This is a genomic window from Acinetobacter sp. SwsAc5 (assembly GCF_013391485.1).
Lineage (GTDB): Bacteria > Pseudomonadota > Gammaproteobacteria > Pseudomonadales > Moraxellaceae > Acinetobacter > Acinetobacter towneri.
This window is the reverse complement of sequence record NZ_JACAXD010000003.1, coordinates 40,363-60,571: the sequence shown is the minus strand read 5'-3', so window position 1 is coordinate 60,571 and position 20,209 is coordinate 40,363. Positions and strand designations below refer to the sequence as shown.

The 20,209-nt window shown below is 44.2% G+C and carries 17 protein-coding genes; 7 read left to right on the top strand and 10 right to left on the bottom strand.

The features are described from left to right. The 5 genes from ftsW to HYG89_RS02515 all read right to left on the bottom strand — a co-directional run bounded on the left by ftsW (window position 1) and on the right by HYG89_RS02515 (window position 5,132). A complete protein-coding gene (gene ftsW / locus HYG89_RS02535; RefSeq protein ID WP_168418382.1) occupies window positions 1–1,197 on the bottom strand; it encodes a putative lipid II flippase FtsW in 1,197 nt (398 codons plus the stop codon). A gap of 19 nt (window positions 1,198–1,216) precedes the next feature. Beyond that, window positions 1,217–2,563, bottom strand: a complete 1,347-nt coding sequence (gene murD, locus HYG89_RS02530; RefSeq protein ID WP_178865946.1) for a UDP-N-acetylmuramoyl-L-alanine--D-glutamate ligase — start codon at window positions 2,561–2,563, stop codon at window positions 1,217–1,219. A 171-nt stretch (window positions 2,564–2,734) separates the two neighbouring features. Next, the gene (locus HYG89_RS02525) at window positions 2,735–2,986 is read right to left on the bottom strand and encodes a DUF6587 family protein (RefSeq protein WP_168418379.1); all 252 of its coding nucleotides are present in this window, start codon (window positions 2,984–2,986) and stop codon (window positions 2,735–2,737) included. Between the two features lie 32 nt (window positions 2,987–3,018). After that, window positions 3,019–4,875 (bottom strand): ferrous iron transporter B, encoded by a 1,857-nt coding sequence (locus HYG89_RS02520; RefSeq protein ID WP_178865943.1) that lies wholly within the window; start codon window positions 4,873–4,875, stop codon window positions 3,019–3,021. Then, entirely contained in the window at window positions 4,872–5,132 is a 261-nt protein-coding gene (locus tag HYG89_RS02515; protein ID WP_004975713.1) for a FeoA family protein, read from the bottom strand. Before HYG89_RS02515 ends, HYG89_RS02520 begins: the two co-directional genes overlap by 4 nt. A 185-nt stretch (window positions 5,133–5,317) precedes the next feature. Here HYG89_RS02515 and xerD point away from each other — a divergent pair, with 185 nt between their 5' ends. From xerD to thrC, 4 genes are all read left to right on the top strand, one after another. Further along, window positions 5,318–6,235 carry a site-specific tyrosine recombinase XerD gene (gene xerD / locus HYG89_RS02510; protein ID WP_178865941.1) on the top strand — a complete coding sequence of 306 codons (918 nt, stop codon included), beginning with the start codon at window positions 5,318–5,320 and terminating at the stop codon, window positions 6,233–6,235. Window positions 6,236–6,385: 150 nt separating this feature from the next. Continuing rightward, complete coding sequence (locus tag HYG89_RS02505; protein ID WP_004975709.1) at window positions 6,386–7,201, top strand: DsbC family protein; 816 nt, start codon at window positions 6,386–6,388, stop codon at window positions 7,199–7,201. Window positions 7,202–7,400: 199 nt separating this feature from the next. Further along, entirely contained in the window at window positions 7,401–8,705 is a 1,305-nt protein-coding gene (locus tag HYG89_RS02500) for a homoserine dehydrogenase (RefSeq protein ID WP_004975708.1), read from the top strand. A 57-nt stretch (window positions 8,706–8,762) separates the two neighbouring features. Then, the gene (gene thrC, locus HYG89_RS02495; protein ID WP_178865939.1) at window positions 8,763–9,902 is read left to right on the top strand and encodes a threonine synthase; all 1,140 of its coding nucleotides are present in this window, start codon (window positions 8,763–8,765) and stop codon (window positions 9,900–9,902) included. 120 nt (window positions 9,903–10,022) lie between these two features. Here the strand turns inward: thrC and HYG89_RS02490 are convergent, their stop codons facing one another. Then, window positions 10,023–11,114 (bottom strand): serine hydrolase, encoded by a 1,092-nt coding sequence (locus HYG89_RS02490; protein ID WP_131260992.1) that lies wholly within the window; start codon window positions 11,112–11,114, stop codon window positions 10,023–10,025. Window positions 11,115–11,329: 215 nt separating this feature from the next. Here HYG89_RS02490 and HYG89_RS02485 point away from each other — a divergent pair, with 215 nt between their 5' ends. The 3 genes from HYG89_RS02485 (at window position 11,330) to HYG89_RS02475 (ending at window position 15,071) form a co-directional block, all read left to right on the top strand. Further along, window positions 11,330–11,965 (top strand): response regulator, encoded by a 636-nt coding sequence (locus tag HYG89_RS02485; protein ID WP_004975702.1) that lies wholly within the window; start codon window positions 11,330–11,332, stop codon window positions 11,963–11,965. A 40-nt stretch (window positions 11,966–12,005) separates the two neighbouring features. Continuing rightward, window positions 12,006–13,568, top strand: a complete 1,563-nt coding sequence (locus HYG89_RS02480) for a PAS domain-containing sensor histidine kinase (RefSeq protein ID WP_178865937.1) — start codon at window positions 12,006–12,008, stop codon at window positions 13,566–13,568. 69 nt (window positions 13,569–13,637) lie between these two features. Then, window positions 13,638–15,071: a sigma-54 dependent transcriptional regulator gene (locus tag HYG89_RS02475; protein WP_178865935.1), complete on the top strand. Its 1,434-nt coding sequence runs from the start codon at window positions 13,638–13,640 to the stop codon at window positions 15,069–15,071. Between the two features lie 49 nt (window positions 15,072–15,120). Here HYG89_RS02475 and HYG89_RS02470 read toward each other — a convergent pair whose 3' ends face one another. From HYG89_RS02470 to lptF, 4 genes are all read right to left on the bottom strand, one after another. Then, window positions 15,121–16,284: a S41 family peptidase gene (locus HYG89_RS02470; protein WP_136144310.1), complete on the bottom strand. Its 1,164-nt coding sequence runs from the start codon at window positions 16,282–16,284 to the stop codon at window positions 15,121–15,123. A 24-nt stretch (window positions 16,285–16,308) separates the two neighbouring features. Beyond that, entirely contained in the window at window positions 16,309–17,856 is a 1,548-nt protein-coding gene (gpmI, locus tag HYG89_RS02465; protein WP_178865933.1) for a 2,3-bisphosphoglycerate-independent phosphoglycerate mutase, read from the bottom strand. A 145-nt stretch (window positions 17,857–18,001) separates the two neighbouring features. Next, window positions 18,002–19,072 (bottom strand): LPS export ABC transporter permease LptG, encoded by a 1,071-nt coding sequence (lptG, locus tag HYG89_RS02460; RefSeq protein WP_004975683.1) that lies wholly within the window; start codon window positions 19,070–19,072, stop codon window positions 18,002–18,004. 1 nt (window position 19,073) lies between these two features. Continuing rightward, window positions 19,074–20,174, bottom strand: coding sequence for an LPS export ABC transporter permease LptF (lptF, locus tag HYG89_RS02455; RefSeq protein WP_004975682.1), 1,101 nt, complete (start codon window positions 20,172–20,174; stop codon window positions 19,074–19,076). Window positions 20,175–20,209: the final 35 nt, after the last annotated feature.

Below are 20,209 nucleotides of genomic sequence, written 5' to 3'. Positions count from 1 at the left end.
CTAGAAACTAGATTCTTCACGGCTTGGATTGGTTTCATGGGTCGAGGCTTCAATTTTCAGAATTAGACTCACCATGACTGCGCACATAATCAAAGATGAACCACCATAACTAATGAATGGTAGCGTCAGACCTTTGGTTGGCAACATGCCCATATTCATGCCCGCATTCACCATAATCTGTAACAAGAAGATGATGCTGATTCCATACGCCAAATAGCCTGCACGTAAATATTGGTTTTTTAGGGCACGATGACCAATTTTAATACAAGAAACCAGCATCGCAAAAGACAGGCTGATCACCACAAAAATACCCAAAAAGCCGAACTCTTCACCCAACACAGCCAACATAAAGTCTGTATGCGCTTCTGGTAAATAGGACATTTTCTGAATACTGTGCCCTAAACCTACACCAACCCACTCACCACGACCAAATGCCATTAAAGCGTTAGATAACTGATAGCCAACACCCAAAGGGTCATTCCACGGGTTTGAGAACGACATTAAACGCTCAAAACGATAAGGCTCAAATACCACCAAAAACACAAAGGCGGCAATAATTGCCCCGAAGGCAATACCAAACTGAATTAACGGTGCACCTGCCAAAAAGAAGACGCCCAGCATGGTCAAGGCAATCACCACAGTAGCCCCTAAATCTGGCTCTGCAATCACCAAACCAACGGTCACGGCCATAATCACCGCAAGACGTACCAAGCCTTTAATATTGTTACGCACTTCTTCAGCACGTCGCACCACATAATCTGCAGTAAATATGGCCATCATGACTTTGGCGACTTCAGAGGCTTGTAAGGTAAATCCTGCAACCCGAATCCAGCGTTTAGAGCCATTAACCTCAGTACCAACAACCAAAACTGCAATCAATAAGGCAATGGTGACAATCCACAGAAAAAAGGTATTGTTAAACCATGTATTAAGCGGCACTTTATACACAACAAAAGCAGCAACCAAGGCCACCACAATCGAAATACCATGGCGGAAAACATAGTGAAAAGCATTTTCATGCATACGCTCTGCATAGGGCATCGACGCCGATGCCACCATAATCGAGCCAATACATAACAATGCCAATACACTAAAAATCAGCACATTACGCACATTTATTTCCGCAGGCAGTTTTGGCAGCCAACGGTCATAGACCTGATTGAGTTTATTGATTGTTGTCTGAGCCAAGCCAGCCATATCTCATCCCTTATTGTTGTTATACCAGCGCGTTAACATAAGCAACGAACTTGTGACCACGTTCTGGATAGCCCGAGAACATATCAAAACTTGCACATGCAGGTGACAATAGCACCACATCATGCGCTTGTGTATGTTGTTGGCAAATTTCGACTGCCTGTTGTAAGGTCTCTGCACGCAAAAGTGTGGTCGTACCCGCAATTGCAGCTTCAATTTGCGGTGCATCCTCACCAATCAACACCGCGAGTTTGGCATATTGCTGCAAGGAAGCACGCAGCGCAGTAAAGTCCTGCCCTTTGCCTTGCCCACCTAAAATAATGGCGACTTGCCCACCTTGAGCCTGAATTGCAGCACCCAAGCCATCCAAAGCCGCCAAAGTCGCACCAATATTGGTGCCTTTAGAATCATTATAATAACGCACCTCATGCAAGGTTTTGACAAATTCACAGCGGTGTTCCAAACCTTTAAAAGTTTTCAGCGTTTCCAACATGCTTGCCATAGGCAAACCAATCGCTTCACCCAACGCCAAGCAAGCCAAGGCATTAGCAATGTTATGCGTACCTTGAATATACATTTCGGTACTTTTCAATAAACGCTCACGCCCACGTGCCAGCCACATACTGCCATCATCATCTTTTAATAAACCGAATTGGTTTAAGTCAGGCGCATTTAAGCCAAAACTTTGCATTGGGGTTTGATCGGGTACTAACGGACGGCTCAGGGCATCATCACGGTTAAACACCACTTTTTTGACACCTTGGAAAATACGATGTTTGGCAGTGTGATACCCCAGCATATCACCATGGCGGTCTAAGTGATCTTCACTCATATTTAGCACCACAGCCACTTCTGCATTTAAATTCGATGTGGTTTCTAGCTGAAAACTGGAGAGTTCCAATATATACAGTTCAGGATCATCTTTAATCAAATCCAACGCAGGACGGCCTAAATTACCGCCCACAGCCACCTTTTTACCCGCCTGCTCTGCCATTAAACCAATTAACGTGGTCACGGTACTTTTCGCATTTGAGCCAGTAATGGCCACAATAGGTTTGTCGGTTGCACGACGTAAAATCTGAATTTCGCTCACCACAGGAATACCCTGCGCCATGGCAGCCTGAATTTCAGGTAATTTTGGATCTAGCCCAGGGCTAATCACAATTTCTTCTGCCGACAGCAACAAATCCTGATCAAACTGCCCAAAACGGGTTTCAACCTCGGCTGGAATTTGATCATGTCCTGGAGGTGTGGGGCGTGAGTCTGTCACAGCAACGCGGTAACCCTGATGATGTAAGAAATTAACGGCTGCAACACCCGAAATACCAAGCCCTGCAACGACTTTTAATCCACCACGTTGTATTAACATTTTTGCCCCATTTTGTGCGGTAATTTTGAAACTGACAAAATGGTAGCACTTTGCTGTTTTGAATGCTTTTTCTGTTTGCAGTTTCTGCAAATTTTTTGTGTCAGTGCGTAAAAAAACCGTCAGATCGCTGACGGTTTTTTCAAACATCTCAGTAAAGTTGGATAGATGTGGCTATTTCCATTTTACTGCTTGGACTTCAACTTTCTTTTCGGTGGGTTGATCTTTGCTGTCACATCCACAACTGCCACCACAACCTGCCACTGCCGCAGGCTTCAACCACTTTGCCAAACCATGCCAACCTTTTTCTGCACAGGCATTGGACAGTTTTAGAAAAACTGCGCTAGAAGTCTTGGGAAAGACTTTTTTAAAAACCACTACCGCACTCCACAGTACCAGTGCAGCAACAATCAGAATTTCAATCATGTTCGTCTTCTCCTGTGAAACCTAAAATAGCCTTAACCCAATAAATATGAGGCTGTTTGATAAGTCAGGAATGACATAAAGTAGGCCAAACCAAATAAATACACCGTCATAAAACTGACTGTACGCCATGAGCCTGTTTCACGCTTTACAGTAGCCAAAGTCGCCAAACAATGCGGTGCATAAATAAACCACACCAACAATGACAAACCTGTAGCCAATGACCAACCAAGTTCACCACCGCCACTAATTAAAGCGGCCAAACCCTCTGACATAGCGTCTTCATCGACTGCAGATAAGGCATAGACTGTGCCTAATGCAGCCACCACCACTTCACGCGCTGCCATCGCAGGAATCAAGGCAATCACGATCTGCCAGTTAAAGCCCACAGGAGCAAAAATTGGCTGTAATACATGCCCCAGCATCCCTGCAAAACTATAGTCAATTGCAGGCATGGTCGCGCCTTCAGGCGGTTGCGGGAACGTACACAAGAACCACAATAAAATCGACAGTGCAAAAATAATGCCACCGACACGCTTTAAGAAAATTTTGGCGCGATCTAGTAAACCAATCCAAACACTTTTTAGGTCTGGAAAACGGTAGCTAGGCAACTCCATCAACAAGACATGCTCAGATTTATCTTTTTGTAAAAATTTAAGCACAAAAGATACGCCCAAGGCACTCACAATGCCCGCCATATACAGACCAAATAAGACCAGACCTTGTAAATTAAACATGCCCCATACGGTTTGATTGGGAATGAATGCTGCGATGAGTAAGGCATATACAGGCAAGCGCGCAGAACAGGTCATTAACGGTGCAACCATAATCGTGGTTAAACGATCACGTGGGTCAGCAATACTACGCGTTGCCATAATGCCTGGCACTGCACAGGCAAAACTAGACAGCAATGGAATAAAGGCACGACCACTCAAACCTGCGCTAAACATCAGCTTATCGAGCAAGAATGCGGCACGTGGCAAATAACCCGATTCCTCTAAAATTAAAATAAACAGGAACAGAATTAAAATTTGCGGCAAGAACACCACCACACCGCCTGCGCCCGCAATAATGCCATCCACAATCAAGCTGTTCAGCAAGGGATGGCTAATGTTTTCGCCAATCACTTCACCTAGCCAGCCAAATAAACTTTCGATGCCATCCATAAACGGTGCAGCCCAAGCAAATACCGCTTGGAAGACAACAAACATCATCACCGCAAGGCTGACTAAGCCGAATACAGGATGTAAAAAGATTTTATCGAGGAAGTCGGAGCGTTTGTCTTCTTGATCTACAAAGTGCACCACATCATGCAAAATGGTTTGAATCCGTTGATGCTGACTGCCGGTTAAGCCTGTCAATTCTGTCTGCGGAACAGCAAATTTACCCTGATCTAAGGCATGCATTAAGTTTTGAATACCTGAATCACGCACTGCCACGGTTTCCACCACAGGTACACCCAAACGCTCAGACAATTTTTGCGTGTTGATTTGCATGCCACGACGACGCGCCTCATCCATCATGTTGAGTACCAACAAAATCGGACGACCCAGTGCAATCATTTCCAAAACCAAGCCCAAATGCAATTTCAGGTTGGTGGCATCCACGACACAAAGAAAGGCATCTTGCTGACCTTCTTCGGCTATTTTGCCTTGTACCACATCTCGAGTAATGGCTTCGTCGGGACTGGTGGCTTCTAAACTATAAGTTCCGGGCAAATCCAACACCCGCACCGCCTGTCCCGAAGGCAAGGTGAATTGCCCGACTTTACGCTCTACGGTCACGCCTGCGTAGTTGCCAACTTTTTGACGTGTCCCTGTCAAATGGTTAAATAAAGATGTTTTACCGCAGTTTGGATTCCCTACAAGTGCGATACGTAAGGCATCGCTCATGCGGACACCCCTTGTTCAATTTCAATGCGTTCAGCTTCTACTTTGCGCAAAGCAAAACGGGTAAATCCCACTTGAATCAAGATTGGATCACCACCAAAAATACCTTTGGTAATCACCTGCACCTGCGTACCCGGCACAAAACCCAGTGTTTCTAAGCGGTTTGCCACTAAGTCACTAAGGGATGTTCCACCATCGGCAGTACGTAATACCTGACGGATGATGGCTGTTTGTTTTGCTTTAAGTTCTGACAAACGCACCGTGAAATTCCTATACCATTTTGCACATTATAGCATGCAAATGAGAACAATTAACAAATAAGGTCGACTTACATTTAAATGCTTTATATCACATCGACAGCCCTGCTGAATTGGATTAGAGTAGAAAATAACGCTGCTTATTATCGAATTTCTCAATTAATTTTGTGATTTCGCCTGTGATTCCTATGCTGAACAAAAAACCTCGTATTCCTGCTGCAATACAAATTCCAGAAGCTTTGAGCTTTTTGGAAGGCTATCGCAACGATTTAATCGCGCAAAGTGTCAGCCCGCATACCCGCAATGCCTATCTGTCCGATTTAATTCAATGCAGTGACTATGTCAGCAAAGCTATGCCTGAATGGGATCATGACGATATTTCGGATGTACTCATCGAACTCACCAAACAACAAAAAAGCCCCCGCTCTATTGCACGCTGCCTATCTGCGCTACGTTCTTTTTATAAATTTTTAAGAGAACACAAACTACGTTCTGACAACCCTGTTGCTGCGCATAAAACTCCAAAATTAGGTCGTGCCTTACCCAAAGATTTATCTGAAGCCGATGTGGAAGCTTTAATTCACGCCCCAGATATCAACACTGCACTAGGATTACGAGATCGTGCCATGCTAGAAGTCTTATATGCTTGCGGTTTACGGGTGACGGAGTTACTGAATTTACGTTTAGAATTGATCAACCTAAAACAAGGCTATTTACGAATTGTAGGTAAAGGTAATAAAGAGCGTTTGGTGCCTATGGGACAAGTTGCTTGTGAGTGGATAGAAAAATATTTAACCGAGTCACGTCCACAACTGTATAAAAGTGCCACCGATTATCTATTTTTAACGGTGCATGGCGGCATCATGAGCCGTCAAAATTTCTGGTATGCCATTAAACGCTATGCCCTGCAAGCAGGGATTCAGGCCGAGTTATCGCCACACACATTAAGACATGCCTTTGCCACCCACTTGCTGAATCATGGTGCAGATTTACGTGTGGTACAAATGCTGCTCGGACATAGTGATTTATCCACCACACAAATCTACACCCACGTCGCACAAATCCGTATGCAGCAATTGCATGCCCAGCATCATCCACGGGCTTAAAAAAACAAAAACGACGTAGAAGCATAGGGTCTGTTGACACTTCATCTATGAACGTAAGCCATTTATGAAATGGCAACAGACCCTAACGATCACGAATATTTTTTGTTATGCTAACGCTCTATTTTTTATGCCAACAAGAAAGGGTTGTTTATGACATTTACCCGCTCGACACTTTTGATTGCCTGTTCACTGGCAAGTGCTTTTGCAATCACCGCATGTTCAAATGCAAACAATGAAGATAAAAAGCAAACCACACTCACCGCCAGTGCGCCTGCAACGGGTGAAGCATCAACCCTAATTGAACGCAATGCACAACAGCGTTTAAGTACAACCTTGCAGCAACATTTTAAAACTGCAGGTATCAACGCCAAAATTACCGACATTAAAGCCACTGAAGTTCCAAATTTATTTTGGGTGAGTCTTGAAGGCATGTCATCGGTCTATGCCACCAGTGATGGCAAATACATTATTCAGGGCGATGTGATCCGTTTAGGTGACAAAGAACTACATAACGTCAGTGAAAACCTGCAAGCAGGCGTGAACAAGAAAATTTTTGCTGAATTAAAACAGGAAGATTTATTGGTATTCCCTGCCAAAGGCAAAACCAAACACGTCATTTATGTATTTACCGATGTCAGCTGTCCATATTGCCATCGTCTACATGAACAAATGGATGAAATGAATGGTAAAGGCATTGAAGTCCGTTACATTGCTTGGCCGCGTGGTGAACAGCACATGCCTGCTATGGAAGCAATTTGGTGTAGCGAAGATCGTCACGCTGCCTTTAATCAGGTCATGAATGGCGCACAAATTGCACCTGCCAACTGTAAAAACCCTGTTCGTGCTCAGTATCAATTGGGCTTAAATATGGGCGTCAATGGCACACCTGCGATTTATAATGCCGAAGGCGTATATTTAGGCGGCTATCTGTCTACCGCTGAATTGATCAAGCGCTTAGACAAATAAAAATAGCGGATCTGTGGATGCTGCATCATCCCAATACACCAAGACGTAGCATCTATGAAACCAATATAAATAACGATTTTTTATGCGTTATTTTACTTTTTTTTATACTGTGAAGATAAGTGAGATCTGCCCTAGAGTCAGCGCGTTTTTTTAGCTATGATCTAGGCTTGCTTAAAGTTATTAAAATATGGAGTGTGACGTGAAACCAGTTCGTCTGGCAATCCTCGGTCTTGGTACTGTGGGTGGTGGTGCCCTTAAACTATTAAAAGAAAATGCTGCTGAGATTAGACGTCGCACCGGTCGTGAAATTGAAATCACTTATGTGGGAACACGTCGTCCGCGTCCTGACCTAAACTTGCCTGAATCGGTCAAGCAAAGCTCCGACTTGATGGACATTGTCCGTCAACCCGATGTAGACGTGGTGGTTGAAGTGATGGGCGGTATTCACCCTGCTTATGACGTGATCATGGAAGCCATGAAGCACGGCAAACAAGTAGTGACAGCCAACAAAGCCCTACTTGCAGAACACGGCAATGAGCTATTTAAAGCAGCTGAAGACAATGCCGTACAAATTGCCTATGAAGCTGCGGTTGCAGGTGGTATTCCAATTATTAAAGTCATCCGTGAAGGTTTGGCTGCCAACAAAATTGAATGGTTGGCAGGCATCATCAACGGTACAGGCAACTTCATTTTAAGTGAAATGCGTGAAAAAGGTCGTGCATTTGAAGACGTACTGAAAGAAGCGCAAGAGTTAGGCTATGCCGAAGCCGATCCGACTTTTGACGTCGAAGGTATTGATGCTGCACACAAACTGACTATTTTGGCTTCATGTGCATTTGGTATTCCACTACAGTTTGACAAAGTCTTTACCGAAGGTATTGGCAAAGTGACCGCACAAGATGTGAAATATGCCGAAGAACTCGGTTTCCGCATCAAACACTTGGGGATTGCCCGTCGTACCGATAAAGGTATTGAATTGCGTGTTCACCCAACTTTAATTCCTGAAGAAGAATTGATTGCCAATGTTAATGGCGTGAAAAACGCGGTCTTGGTACAAGCCAATGCGGTTGGTCCAACGCTCTATTATGGCGCAGGTGCAGGTGCAGGCCCAACAGCCTCTGCAGTAGTTGCAGATGTCGTTGATATTGTCCGTGACATTTCTTATACCGAAGATGGCGCAGGTACAATTCCGCAATTGGCATTTGAAGCCTTAACCGACTTGCCAATTTTAAGCCGTGAAGAAATGACCACGGGTTACTACATTCGCATTAATGCCGAAGACCAAACTGGCGTACTTGCTGATGTGACCACTATTTTAAGCCGCGCGGGAATCAGTATTGATGCCATCATGCAGCAATCACGCTTAAAAGACCTTATTCCTATCGTGATTCTGACTGACCCAGTCCTAGAATCAAAAATGGATGAAGCGTTACAACAAATTCAAGCATTGCCAACCATTCATGGCGAAATTGTACGAATTCGTTTAGAATCGCTTGATAATTAATCGGGTGGAGGGGAGTATTTCCCCTTGCCAAGCTCTACACACAATTGGAACATCATCATGTCGAATGCCAATCGTTATACTGGTTTAGTTGACCGTTATCGTGACCGTTTACCAGTGTCTGCAACCACACGTGCAATCTCTCTAGGCGAAGGAAACACGCCACTGATTAAGCTTGAGAATATTCCACGCATTATTGGTAAAGATGTTGAAATTTATGTGAAGTATGAAGGCTTAAACCCGACAGGTTCATTTAAAGACCGTGGTATGACCATGGCAGTTACTAAAGCAGTTGAAGAAGGTTCAAAAGCCATTATCTGTGCATCTACAGGTAATACTTCTGCTGCTGCTGCTGCCTATGCTGCACGTGCAGGCATCAAAGCATTCGTTTTAATTCCTGAAGGCAAAATTGCCATGGGTAAAATGGCACAAGCGATGATGTACGGTGCCATCACCATGCAAATTCGCGGTAACTTTGACGATGGTATGCGTCTAGTTAAAGAAGTTGCTGACCAAGCACCTGTGACCATTGTGAACTCGATCAACCCTTACCGCCTACAAGGTCAAAAGACCATTGCGTATGAAATTGTAGATGAGTTAGGTCGTGCACCAGATTACCACTGCTTACCTGTAGGTAACGCAGGCAACATTACTGCACACTGGATGGGTTATACCGAAGCGGTTGCCAACCAATCTACCGATCAATTCGAGCAAGTGGTCTATGACGCAGCAACGGACAAATTCACAGGTCCAAACCCTGAAGGCCGCCCAATCATGGTGGGTTATCAAGCGTCTGGCGCTGCACCATTCTTACGTGGTGCGCCTGTAGAAAACCCTGAAACTGTTGCAACTGCAATTCGTATTGGTAACCCACAAAGCTGGAACCATGCCAAAGCCGTTGTACGCGATTCAGAAGGTTGGTTTGATGAGCTAACTGATGCTGAAATCTTAGAAGCACAACGCATGCTTTCAATGTATGAAGGCGTATTTGTTGAGCCTGCATCTGCTGCGTCTATTGGTGGTGCAATGCGCGACATCAAAGCAGGTAAAATCAAAGAAGGTTCTGTGATTGTATGTACCGTAACAGGTAACGGTCTGAAAGATCCTGACACTGCAATGAAACAATGTGCAGATGCGGTGATGCTCTCTATTGATGCTACAATGCAACAAGTAAAAGACTCTATCCTTTCAAACATGTAAGTTTTGAATCGTGATCAAAAAAACCTGCATTAGCAGGTTTTTTTGTATTTGGAATCATGCAACTTTAACGGAAGTTGAGTCATACGATTGATAACTCAACGCTCCAAGCTGAATGTGCTCTTAAATACGTTTAGGTAACTGACTTGCCCAACTCATTAAGCGAGTTGCATCATTGGTACGTGCTTGTGAAGTATCTGCACCCAAAAGCACCACCACTGCAGGACGGTTATTCAAAGTGGTATGCATCACCACACAACGCCCTGCTTCATTGATATAGCCTGTTTTAGACAGATTAATATTCCAACCACCATTACGTACCAGTGCATTGGTATTGTTAGATTTTAAAACACGATAACCCAAGTTAAAGTCATAGGTTGGCGTGGTTGAGAATTGGCGAATCAAACCATATTGCGAAGCGGTGCTGACCAAAATACCCAAATCACGCGCAGAAGATACATTACGTGGGTCTAAGCCTGTTGCTTCGGTAAAACGGGTAGAATGCATGCCCAATTCACGCGCTTTAGCATTCATTGCGGCTACAAAGGCATTTTTCCCACCTGGATAAGTACGTGCCAACGCTGCTGCTGCAGGATTTTCAGATTTCATTAATGCAAACAGTAACGCTTCGGCACGGTTTAACTTGTCGCCCACACGCAAAGTTGAGCTTGAGTTTTTACCTGCTGCACCTGCAAAATCAATCGATTGCAAAGTGATTTGTTCAGACATATTCAAACGTGCATCAGAAGTCACCACGGCAGTCATCACCTTGGTCACAGATGCAATAGGTAATGCCACATTGGTATTTTTGCTATACAGCACTTCACCTGTTTGCGCATCCATCACCAAAGCCGCACGTGCATTAACTGATGGTTGGTTGCTATAAGCAGAGGTATCTAAAATACGGACTGTTTTAGGCGCAGTGGAAGCAGGTGCAACACCATTGCTACTACGCACTGTAGTGGTAATTTTCGTTGAACCTGGCGGAGTAGGTTCAGCAACATAGCTCTCTGGCGCAGCCTGAGCGCTCGCACTGGTACTTTCCAGATCACCATTTAAGAATTGATCGGCTTGCTCCGAAGACCAACTTAAGGTCGCCTGACCGTCGCTCCCAGAGGAAGGATTGATGACAAGTTCAGCAAAACTGACAGAACTTAGGCTGAACATCATAGATGCGACCAGCACATGCATGAACGACTTCTTAGAATTTTTCACGACTGCTTACTCAACTCAGGGAGGTAAGATACATTTGCGTATTACCTCAAATATGCCTTACATTTAAAAATACAACAATGAATCGTTTTTGACACCATATTGTGCAGAACTTTTCATTCTAGATTAAGAATAGCATTGCTAATTTTGTCGTTTCATTGCAAGCTAATTTTGCTTTATGTAACAAAAAAGATGATTTTTTCAAAGGGAGAGTGTAGGTGATCACAGTTTTAGTAGTCGACGATCATGAATTGGTACGTACTGGGATTTGCCGTATGCTCGAAGACCATGCCGATGTGCAGGTGATTGGACAAGCTGAATCGGGTGAAGAAGCGATTACCTTAGTGCGTCAGCATCATCCCAATGTGGTGTTGTTAGATGTGAACATGCCTGGGATTGGAGGCGTAGAAACCACACGTCGTCTATTGCAAACTGCACCAGACACTAAGGTCTTGGCGGTGAGTGGTTTGGCAGAAGAACCCTACCCTTCTTTATTGCTGAAAGCAGGTGCAAAAGGCTATATCACCAAAGGCGCACCTGTCAGTGAAATGGTACGTGCCATTAAAAAAGTCATGCAGGGCGGTAAATACTTCAGTGCCGACATTGCCGAACAACTGGCAAGTTCATACTTATCTGACACACAACAATCGCCTTTTGATAGTCTTTCAGAACGTGAAATGCAAGTGGCGATGATGGTGGTGAATTGTATTAGCGCACAGGAAATTGCCGATAAGTTGTTTGTCAGTGTAAAAACCGTAAATACCTATCGTTACCGTATTTTTGAAAAATTAAATATTGATAGTGATGTCAAACTGACTCACCTTGCCATTCGTTATGGACTGATTAAACCCTAAATTTTCAACGCTGTTGATGCACAAATAAGACCTTTACGATATGCCAGATTTAAAACAATATTCTGAGTTAAATCAGTATCATCTTGGCATGTGGTATGGTACTTACCGACTGCTGATTGCCTTTTGTTTGCTGCTGATTACCCTACTCACCTTTCAGCAGCTTGGCACACAATATCAGCACCCGGGTTTATATCTATACACCTTGGTCTGCTATTTTATTTTTAGCTGCCTGCAACTGATCAGCTATAAATATATTCCTTTTAAAAGCACGCAACAACTGACCCTGTTTTTTGCAGTCGATATTATCGCGCTCAGTAGCCTGACTTTTGCCAGCGATGGCCCTAATTTATATTTAAGTCTGCTGTTTGCGATCACGATTTTTGCAGCATCACTCTTGCTGCAAAAGCGTAAAGCCTTAGCCATTACCCTCATCGCGATGATTATGGTGATTTACCAACACTTTGTTGGGAGTTTGCTGGACTTTTCATCGCTAAATAATATTGGTCAAAGTGCGCTATTGGCATTTTTATTTTGGGTGGTTTATGGCAGTGGACGTATTGCAGTACGGCGTTTCCAAATTTTAGAAAATCTAAATTTTTCGCAATCTTTGGAATTAAACCGCCTACAAAATATCAACCGTTATATTTTAGAACAAACCGAAATGGGCTATTTGGTTTTAGATGAAAATTGCTATGTCGTCCTCAGCAACCCTGCAGCCTGTCATCTGTTGGGGATTCATCCTAAATATGCGCACGCGACCTATCCATTGTATAAAATTCAGCCCGATTTATTTGATCTGTTCAAATTTGATCAATTGCAAGATGGAGAAAAATTTCAATTCGAGTCACAACTGAGTCATTTTCATGTGCATATTCAGGTGCAAAAACTCAAAGTGCCACATCAAACGCTGACTTTATTGGCGCTGCAGGATGGACGTAAAATCAATCAGCAAGTCCAGCAACTCAAATTAGCCGCCTTAGGACAACTCTCTGCCAGTATTGCGCACGAAATTCGTAACCCTTTGGCAGCCATTGTACAAGCCAACAATTTATTTACAGGCAGTGATGCTGCACAGCAACAATTGCTGTCCGACATGATCAGCAAACAAGCGACCCGGATTGATAAGATTATTTACGACACGCTGAGTATGGTCAAAAATAAACAAACCACGCCTGTCGCGATTCAGCTCAATCAATTTTTGCCACAATTCATTCAGGAAGATTTACCTGATGCAGCGAGTCAAATTCAGCTTACACTGACCGAACCACTGAGCATCCAGTTTGATGAATCACAGTTTCGCCAAGTGCTGATTAACCTGATTCGTAACGCCATTCGACACAATGCTGCACAGCAGCCCATTGAGATTACGGTCTACCCGCAAACAACTTATATTTATATTGATGTGCGGGATTTTGGTGCAGGTGTCGCCAGTCAAGATCTCCTCTATCTGTTCCAGCCATTTTTCAGTACCGAAATCAATGGAACTGGTTTAGGATTGTATCTATCGCATAGTTTTTGCGAGGCGAATCAAGCCAAGCTGAGCTATGTAGAACAAGAACAAGGCGCATGTTTCAGGATGAAATGTCTACGTGCCATTGAATAAACGCGATTGATATTGGATCAATCTTGTTGCTGTGGTTTTGATTTAATTTTGTGTGGTTTTGGGGAAAATATGCACGCTGTTCAACCTTTGGTTTTATTGGTCGATGACGAAGAAGACCTTTGTACCCTCATGCAGATGACTTTGGCACGTATGGGGATTCAAACCCATGTCGCGTATCGTTTAGTGCAAGCCAAGCAGTTATTGGCAGAACATCAGTACGATGCTTGCTTAACCGACTTAAACCTGCCCGATGGCAATGGCTTGCAACTGGTTGAATGGATTTCCGAACAATATCCGAATGTGCCTGTTGCCGTATTGACCGCTTACGGCAATATGGATATTGCGATTGCTGCTTTAAAAGCAGGTGCATTTGACTTTGTCAGCAAGCCTGTCAATCAAATACATTTACAGCAACTCCTTGAAAAAGCACTGAATAAACCTTTCGACACCACCGATCATCACAGCCAAGATCAGCTTGAATATAAAATGTTGATTGGGCAATCTTTGCCTATTCAGCAATTGCGCAGCACCATCAAAAAAATTGCGCGCTCGCAAGCGCCTGTATTTATTACAGGCGAATCAGGTACGGGGAAAGAAGTTGTCGCCAATTTGGTTCACCGTTTAAGTAACCGCAACGAAGGACCATTTATTGCAATTAACTGTGGTGCAATCCCCACCGAACTCATGGAAAGCGAGCTATTTGGACACAAAAAAGGTAGCTTTACAGGAGCGACTCAAGACAAACAAGGTCTGATTCAATCTGCACATGGTGGCAGCTTATTTTTAGATGAAATTGCCGAACTGCCACTGAGCATGCAAGTCAAACTGCTGCGTGCCGTTCAGGAAAAGCGCATCCGTCCTGTGGGTTCAGATAGTGAAATTGATGTCGATTTTCGTGTGATCAGCGCCAGTCATCAGGACTTAGAAAGTTTGGTTCAGCAAGGACGTTTCCGTCAGGATTTATTCTTCCGTATTCACGTGATGGATTTGGTCTTGCCTGCCTTGCGTGAACGTGGACAAGATATTCTGTTATTGGCAGACCACTTCATTCAAAAAGTTGCACAAGAATGGGACATTCCTGCCAAACAACTGACACCTCGTGCCCAGCAATTTTTATTAGAACAGTACTATCCAGGTAATGTGCGTGAATTACGCAATATAATTGAACGTGCCATTACCCTGAGTGATGATGATGTAATTGATCTCAAACACTTACAAACTGCACCCTTACGCCAATTCAGCATAAGCAATACAGCAACCACTGAACCACAACCTACAGCAGAAACGTCGCAGCAGATCGTGACAGATGTATTGCTGACAGGACGCAAACTGCCTGAAGAAGGTTTAGAAGCCTACTTGGAAAAAGTAGAAAAAGACATTTTACTGAATGCGCTGCACCTGACCCACTGGAACCGTACGTTGGCAGCAAAAAAATTGGGCATGTCTTTCCGTTCTTTGCGCTATCGTCTGAAAAAGTTTGGATTAGATACTGAAGATGAGTAAACGCTAAACAATGAAGACTGTCTAAAAATACGTGTTACTCAGATGAGACTTAACGGCGGCTCAGCAGTAAATCTGCCACATGCTCAAGATAAGCCTCTTCTTTCATTTCAGGACTTTGAATATATTGCTGATTCGGCTGAATCCCAACCCCTTCAATCATTTGCTCGCGTGGGGTGTAATAATGCGAAACCGTCATTTGTAAGGCAGCACCATCGCTAAGTGGGAACAGCTTTTGCACCACCCCCTTGCCATAACTTTTTTCGCCCATCACCCAAGCGCGTGAATGGTCTTTTAAAGCACCGGTAAAGACTTCTGCCGCAGATGCAGAGCGATGATTAATCAGTACTCCGACTTTTAAATTTTGAAATTCAAAGCTAGGTAACGCCTGAAATTGTTGATCGCCTTCAGAACGACTTTTGGTCGATACAATCACACCCTGATTTAAAAATAAATCGGCAGATTCCACCGCAGCAGACAGTAAGCCTCCTGGGTTATTACGCAGATCAATCAATACGGCTTTTAAGCGTGGCGTGCTATGTTCTTCAATTAAGCGTTTAATTTCATTGGCGGTGTCTTGCTGAAACACACGTACTTTTAACAACAAGACCTGATTAGAAAGCATCTGCGCCTGAATATCGGTTTCTACTTTTTTGTTGCGTACCAACATAATTTCAGGCTGATTGGCTGCACGTTGTACGCTTACAGTCGATCCCACTGAGCCTGTGAGCAGGTTATTGACCTGATCTGCACTCAGCTTTTTCAGTTCTTGGTTATCAATTTTAAATAGGCTGTCGCCATTCTTCAGCCCTTGTTTAGCCGAGTCGGCATTGGCACTTAAATTTTGAATGACCCAATGTTGCTGGGCAGCGTCATAGCGCAAAGTAAAATCAACCGAGGCCAAGTCGCCTTCGGTATATTGTAAAAGTTGTTTATATTCTTCAGCAGTTAAATAGCGTGAATAACGATCTAAACCGCTCACCAAGCCACGAATGGCTTGCTGAAACAAGGCATCATCACTTTTTTCAGTCACATAGTTGTCTTTGACAATGCCATAGATTTGCACAAATTCCTGTATCGACTCTACAGGCACATCGACATAGTCCTGTTGTAGTGTAGGGCCATCTAACTCCAAATCTGGCGCAGCCCAAACACTCGAATGACTGGCACACAACACGCTTGCCAACACAACCGCATAAATTTTGTGAGCCGTCATTCCATCATCTACCTGTATCGAGGGTTATGCCTGTAGGCGAATTAAGTTGCGACCTTGCATATCTGCTGGCACTGGCAATTGCATCAAATTCAATAAAGTTGGTGCAACATCTGCCAACACACCACCTTCCAAAATGGTGGCCTGAGTTGGGCCTACATAAATGAATGGCACCAATTCAGTGGTGTGCTGAGTATGTACCTGACCACTGTCATAGTCTTGCATTTGCTCGACGTTACCATGATCAGCTGTAATAATCATGTGACCTTGTTTCGCCATCACCGCTTCATAGACACGACCCAAACAGGTATCTACTGCTTCCACTGCTTTGACAGCTGCATCAAACACACCAGTATGACCGACCATATCGCCATTGGCATAGTTCACCACCAACAAATCATATTCACCTGAATTAATGGCTGCAACCAGTTCATCAGTCACTTCATAAGCGCTCATTTCAGGTTTTAAGTCGTAGGTTGCTACGTTTGGCGATGGAATCAGGATACGTTTTTCACCCGGATATTCATCTTCACGACCACCACTAAAGAAGAACGTCACGTGTGCGTATTTTTCAGTTTCAGCAATACGCAATTGTGTTTTGCCCAAGTCTGATAAATATTCACCAATCGAGTTTTTCAAATCTTCTGGCATGTACGCCACTGGCGCAGCAATGCTGGCTTGATAACGGGTCAGCATCACAAATTTAGACAATTGCGGCACAACTTTACGTTCAAAACCAGCAAAATCCTGTTCCACAAAGGCTTTGGTCAATTCACGTGCACGGTCAGCACGGAAGTTCATAAACACCACGCTGTCGCCATCTTGAATTTTGGCAATTTCACCAATACGGGTGGCTTTAACAAACTCGTCGCTTTCATCTGCCGCATAAGCCGCTGCCAAGCCTTCAACCGCAGTTGCCACAGTGCGTACTGCCTCACCTTCGGTAAGTAGACGATAGGCTTGTTCTACACGATCCCAACGGTTGTCACGATCCATCGCATAGTAGCGACCAATCAGGCTGGCAATACGACCTTGATTTGGATATTGTGCAAATAATGCGTCCAGTTTTTCCAAAGAAGGCTGCGCGCTTTTTGGTGGCGTATCACGGCCATCTAAAAAGGCATGTAGATAAACTTTTGCACCACGTTTTAATGCCAATTCTGCCATCGCCACGATATGATCTTCATGCGAATGCACACCGCCTTCAGACAATAAACCAAGCAGATGCACTGCACCGTTGGCTGCTTTGGCTTTTTCTACCGCATCGACCAACACTTCATGTTCAAAGAAAGCGCCTGTACGAATGTCTTTGGTAATACGGGTAAAGTCTTGGTACAACACACGTCCTGCACCCAAGTTCATGTGACCAACTTCAGAGTTACCCATTTGACCATCTGGCAAGCCCACATCTTCACCTGAACCAGAGATCAAACCATGCGGATGCTTTTCCTGCATAGCAGTCAAATTTGGTCGTTTCGCTGCTAAAAACGCGTTGTCTTCGACCGCTTCGCGATGACCCACACCATCCATAATCACCAATACGTGAGGGATTTTGCCAGCAGTTGCATCCGCCATAATCAATACTCTTTTTCGTCTACAAATTAATCATGCTATCTTAACGAATTTTGCGTCAAGACTCTATGTTCAGAAGATGGTTTCCGCCACTGATTCAGATAGGTTTACCCAATCATACGGAAAAAGCAGCAGCATCGGCCCGCACTTAACGCGCACGATGCAGTAAGTAACCGCCGATGACAAACATCAGAATAATAGGAATAAATACGAACCACGCAGGCGATGGTGCATAGACCAAGCTGGCATAGCCCAAGAAATCCTGTAAATAAAAGAAGGTTAAGCCGACAAATAAAGCAATCACCAAACGGAAACCCATAGATTGCTGACGTAACGGCCCAAAAATAAAGGAGCAAGCAATCACCACCAAAGCAATCAGCGCAAAGGGTGCACCAAGTTTTTGCCAGAACGCCAGTTGGTAGGTTTTGGGTACTTGGCTGTATTCATGCATATAACTCATGAAACTGACCAATTGACTTGGGGATAAATCTTCAGGGTCGATGGTGACCATGTGCACATATTTCGGTTGCAATGCTAAAGCCAAAGCCTGTTCGCTGTTTTTAGCTAAAGTCGCGTTGCCCGCCTGCAAAATATCCATCTGTTCAGTTTGATTGAGCAACCAACTACCGTCTTTAACAAACTGTCCCTGATCTGCAGACAATGTACCACGCAAGCGATAATTATCATCAAAATCGACCACTTGTACATTTTTGAGCTGCCCTTGGGCATTGGCGTAGTCAATATAAATAAAACGATTGCCTTCGCGCGACCAATAGCCACGAACTTCACCCAGCTCAGCGACGCTACGGTGACTTTTAACACTTTTGGCTTGTTCATTGGTGTATGGAATCACCCATTCACTGAGCACAAAAGACAGCAGTACCAATACCATGGCGGAACGAATCACCCATCCCACAATACGCCACAGGCTAATCCCTGCAGAACGCATCACAATCAATTCGCTGTTGGATGCCAACGTACCCAAGCCTAACACTGCGCCAATCAAGGCAGAAATCGGCAAAATTTCATAGAGATAATTTGGCGCACCCCACAATACATACAGCAATGCCTGCCATGCACTATAGTTTTCATTGAGTGAACCCAATTCGCCTAAATAGGTAAACAACACCTGCAAACCAGACAAAATTGCCGTTGCACCAAACATAGCCAGTGCAGTGGTCTTGGTGACGTGTTTTGCAACTATACGACGTGCCAACATCTTAAGACCTCACTCGCTGAATTTGCTGCTTAATTTTAGGTGCTAGTTTTTGTTTACGTGAGAACAAGGCTGCCGCAATCGCATAAGCCAACAACACCAACGGATAAGCAATCATGCCCATTTCTTGTTTGCTGATACGGGTTTTAACCGCCATGAGCGCCACAATCAAACTGGCGAAAATTAACAAGGCAGGAAACAGTTTTAAATAACGCCCCTGACGCGGACTAACTTCTGACAATGCCACGGCTAAAAACAACGCCACCACAATCGCAAAAGGCACAAAAATACGCCATCCCAGTTCACTTGCGACCACAGGGTCTGCACGGTTTTTCCAAAGTTGCGAGGTGGTTAAGGCTTCTACTTCGGCACTTTCAAATTTAGCTTCTTTGTCATTCTCTAAACGTAAACGATAACTTTGGAATTCTGCCTGTGAATATTTGGCTGTGCCCGGAAATATTTCATAACGACGCCCTTCGACCAAATCCACCACATTGGCAGGATCATTTTCCAGCTCTACCCGTGTCGCTTCTTTTGCCAGAATCATGACATCAGGACGACCTGCTTTTTCTGCACGTTGATAGAAGAAAATATCTTTCAGGTTTTTACGATCTTCAGATAGATCACCTGCGTAAATGGTATATGGCCCTGAAGAAATAAACTCTTTGGGTCGCACCAAATCAAAACCTGTGCGTACCGCCTGACTGGTGGTCAATGCTTCAAACTGACGCAGTCCCCACGGTGATGCCCACAGCATTAAAAAGCCTTGGACAATTAGAAATACCAGCGTCATTGGCACCAATAAACGTGCCAATTGATGCCGACTCACGCCACTGCTGTTGAGCACTGCCATTTCATGGTCGACATATAAACGACCAAATACCAACATCAAGCCAATAAAGAAACCCAAAGGTAAGATCAGCGTCAAAAATTCAGGCAAGCGATAGCCAATGATGCTGAATAAAATACTCGCATCCAAACGCCCTTGTGCCGCCACGCCAAAATACTTGATCAAGCGACCACCCATCATGATCAAAGTCAGTAAGGCAATCACAACCAAGGATGTCGACACAACTTGCTTGACCAAATAACGCCGAATAATCAAATTATTTCTTCCAAAATGTGAGGGAATCCAATTCG

What these genes read in the sequence shown, in the direction of transcription:
- ftsW (WP_168418382.1), bottom strand. Translation starts at nt 1,197, where the DNA reads ATGGCTGGCTTGGCTCAGACAACAATCAATAAACTCAATCAGGTCTAT.
- murD (WP_178865946.1), bottom strand. Translation starts at nt 2,563, where the DNA reads ATGTTAATACAACGTGGTGGATTAAAAGTCGTTGCAGGGCTTGGTATT.
- HYG89_RS02525 (WP_168418379.1), bottom strand. Translation starts at nt 2,986, where the DNA reads ATGATTGAAATTCTGATTGTTGCTGCACTGGTACTGTGGAGTGCGGTA.
- HYG89_RS02520 (WP_178865943.1), bottom strand. Translation starts at nt 4,875, where the DNA reads ATGAGCGATGCCTTACGTATCGCACTTGTAGGGAATCCAAACTGCGGT.
- xerD (WP_178865941.1), top strand. Translation starts at nt 5,318, where the DNA reads ATGCTGAACAAAAAACCTCGTATTCCTGCTGCAATACAAATTCCAGAA.
- HYG89_RS02505 (WP_004975709.1), top strand. Translation starts at nt 6,386, where the DNA reads ATGACATTTACCCGCTCGACACTTTTGATTGCCTGTTCACTGGCAAGT.
- thrC (WP_178865939.1), top strand. Translation starts at nt 8,763, where the DNA reads ATGTCGAATGCCAATCGTTATACTGGTTTAGTTGACCGTTATCGTGAC.
- HYG89_RS02480 (WP_178865937.1), top strand. Translation starts at nt 12,006, where the DNA reads ATGCCAGATTTAAAACAATATTCTGAGTTAAATCAGTATCATCTTGGC.
- HYG89_RS02475 (WP_178865935.1), top strand. Translation starts at nt 13,638, where the DNA reads ATGCACGCTGTTCAACCTTTGGTTTTATTGGTCGATGACGAAGAAGAC.
- HYG89_RS02470 (WP_136144310.1), bottom strand. Translation starts at nt 16,284, where the DNA reads ATGACGGCTCACAAAATTTATGCGGTTGTGTTGGCAAGCGTGTTGTGT.
- gpmI (WP_178865933.1), bottom strand. Translation starts at nt 17,856, where the DNA reads ATGGCGGATGCAACTGCTGGCAAAATCCCTCACGTATTGGTGATTATG.
- lptG (WP_004975683.1), bottom strand. Translation starts at nt 19,072, where the DNA reads ATGTTGGCACGTCGTATAGTTGCAAAACACGTCACCAAGACCACTGCA.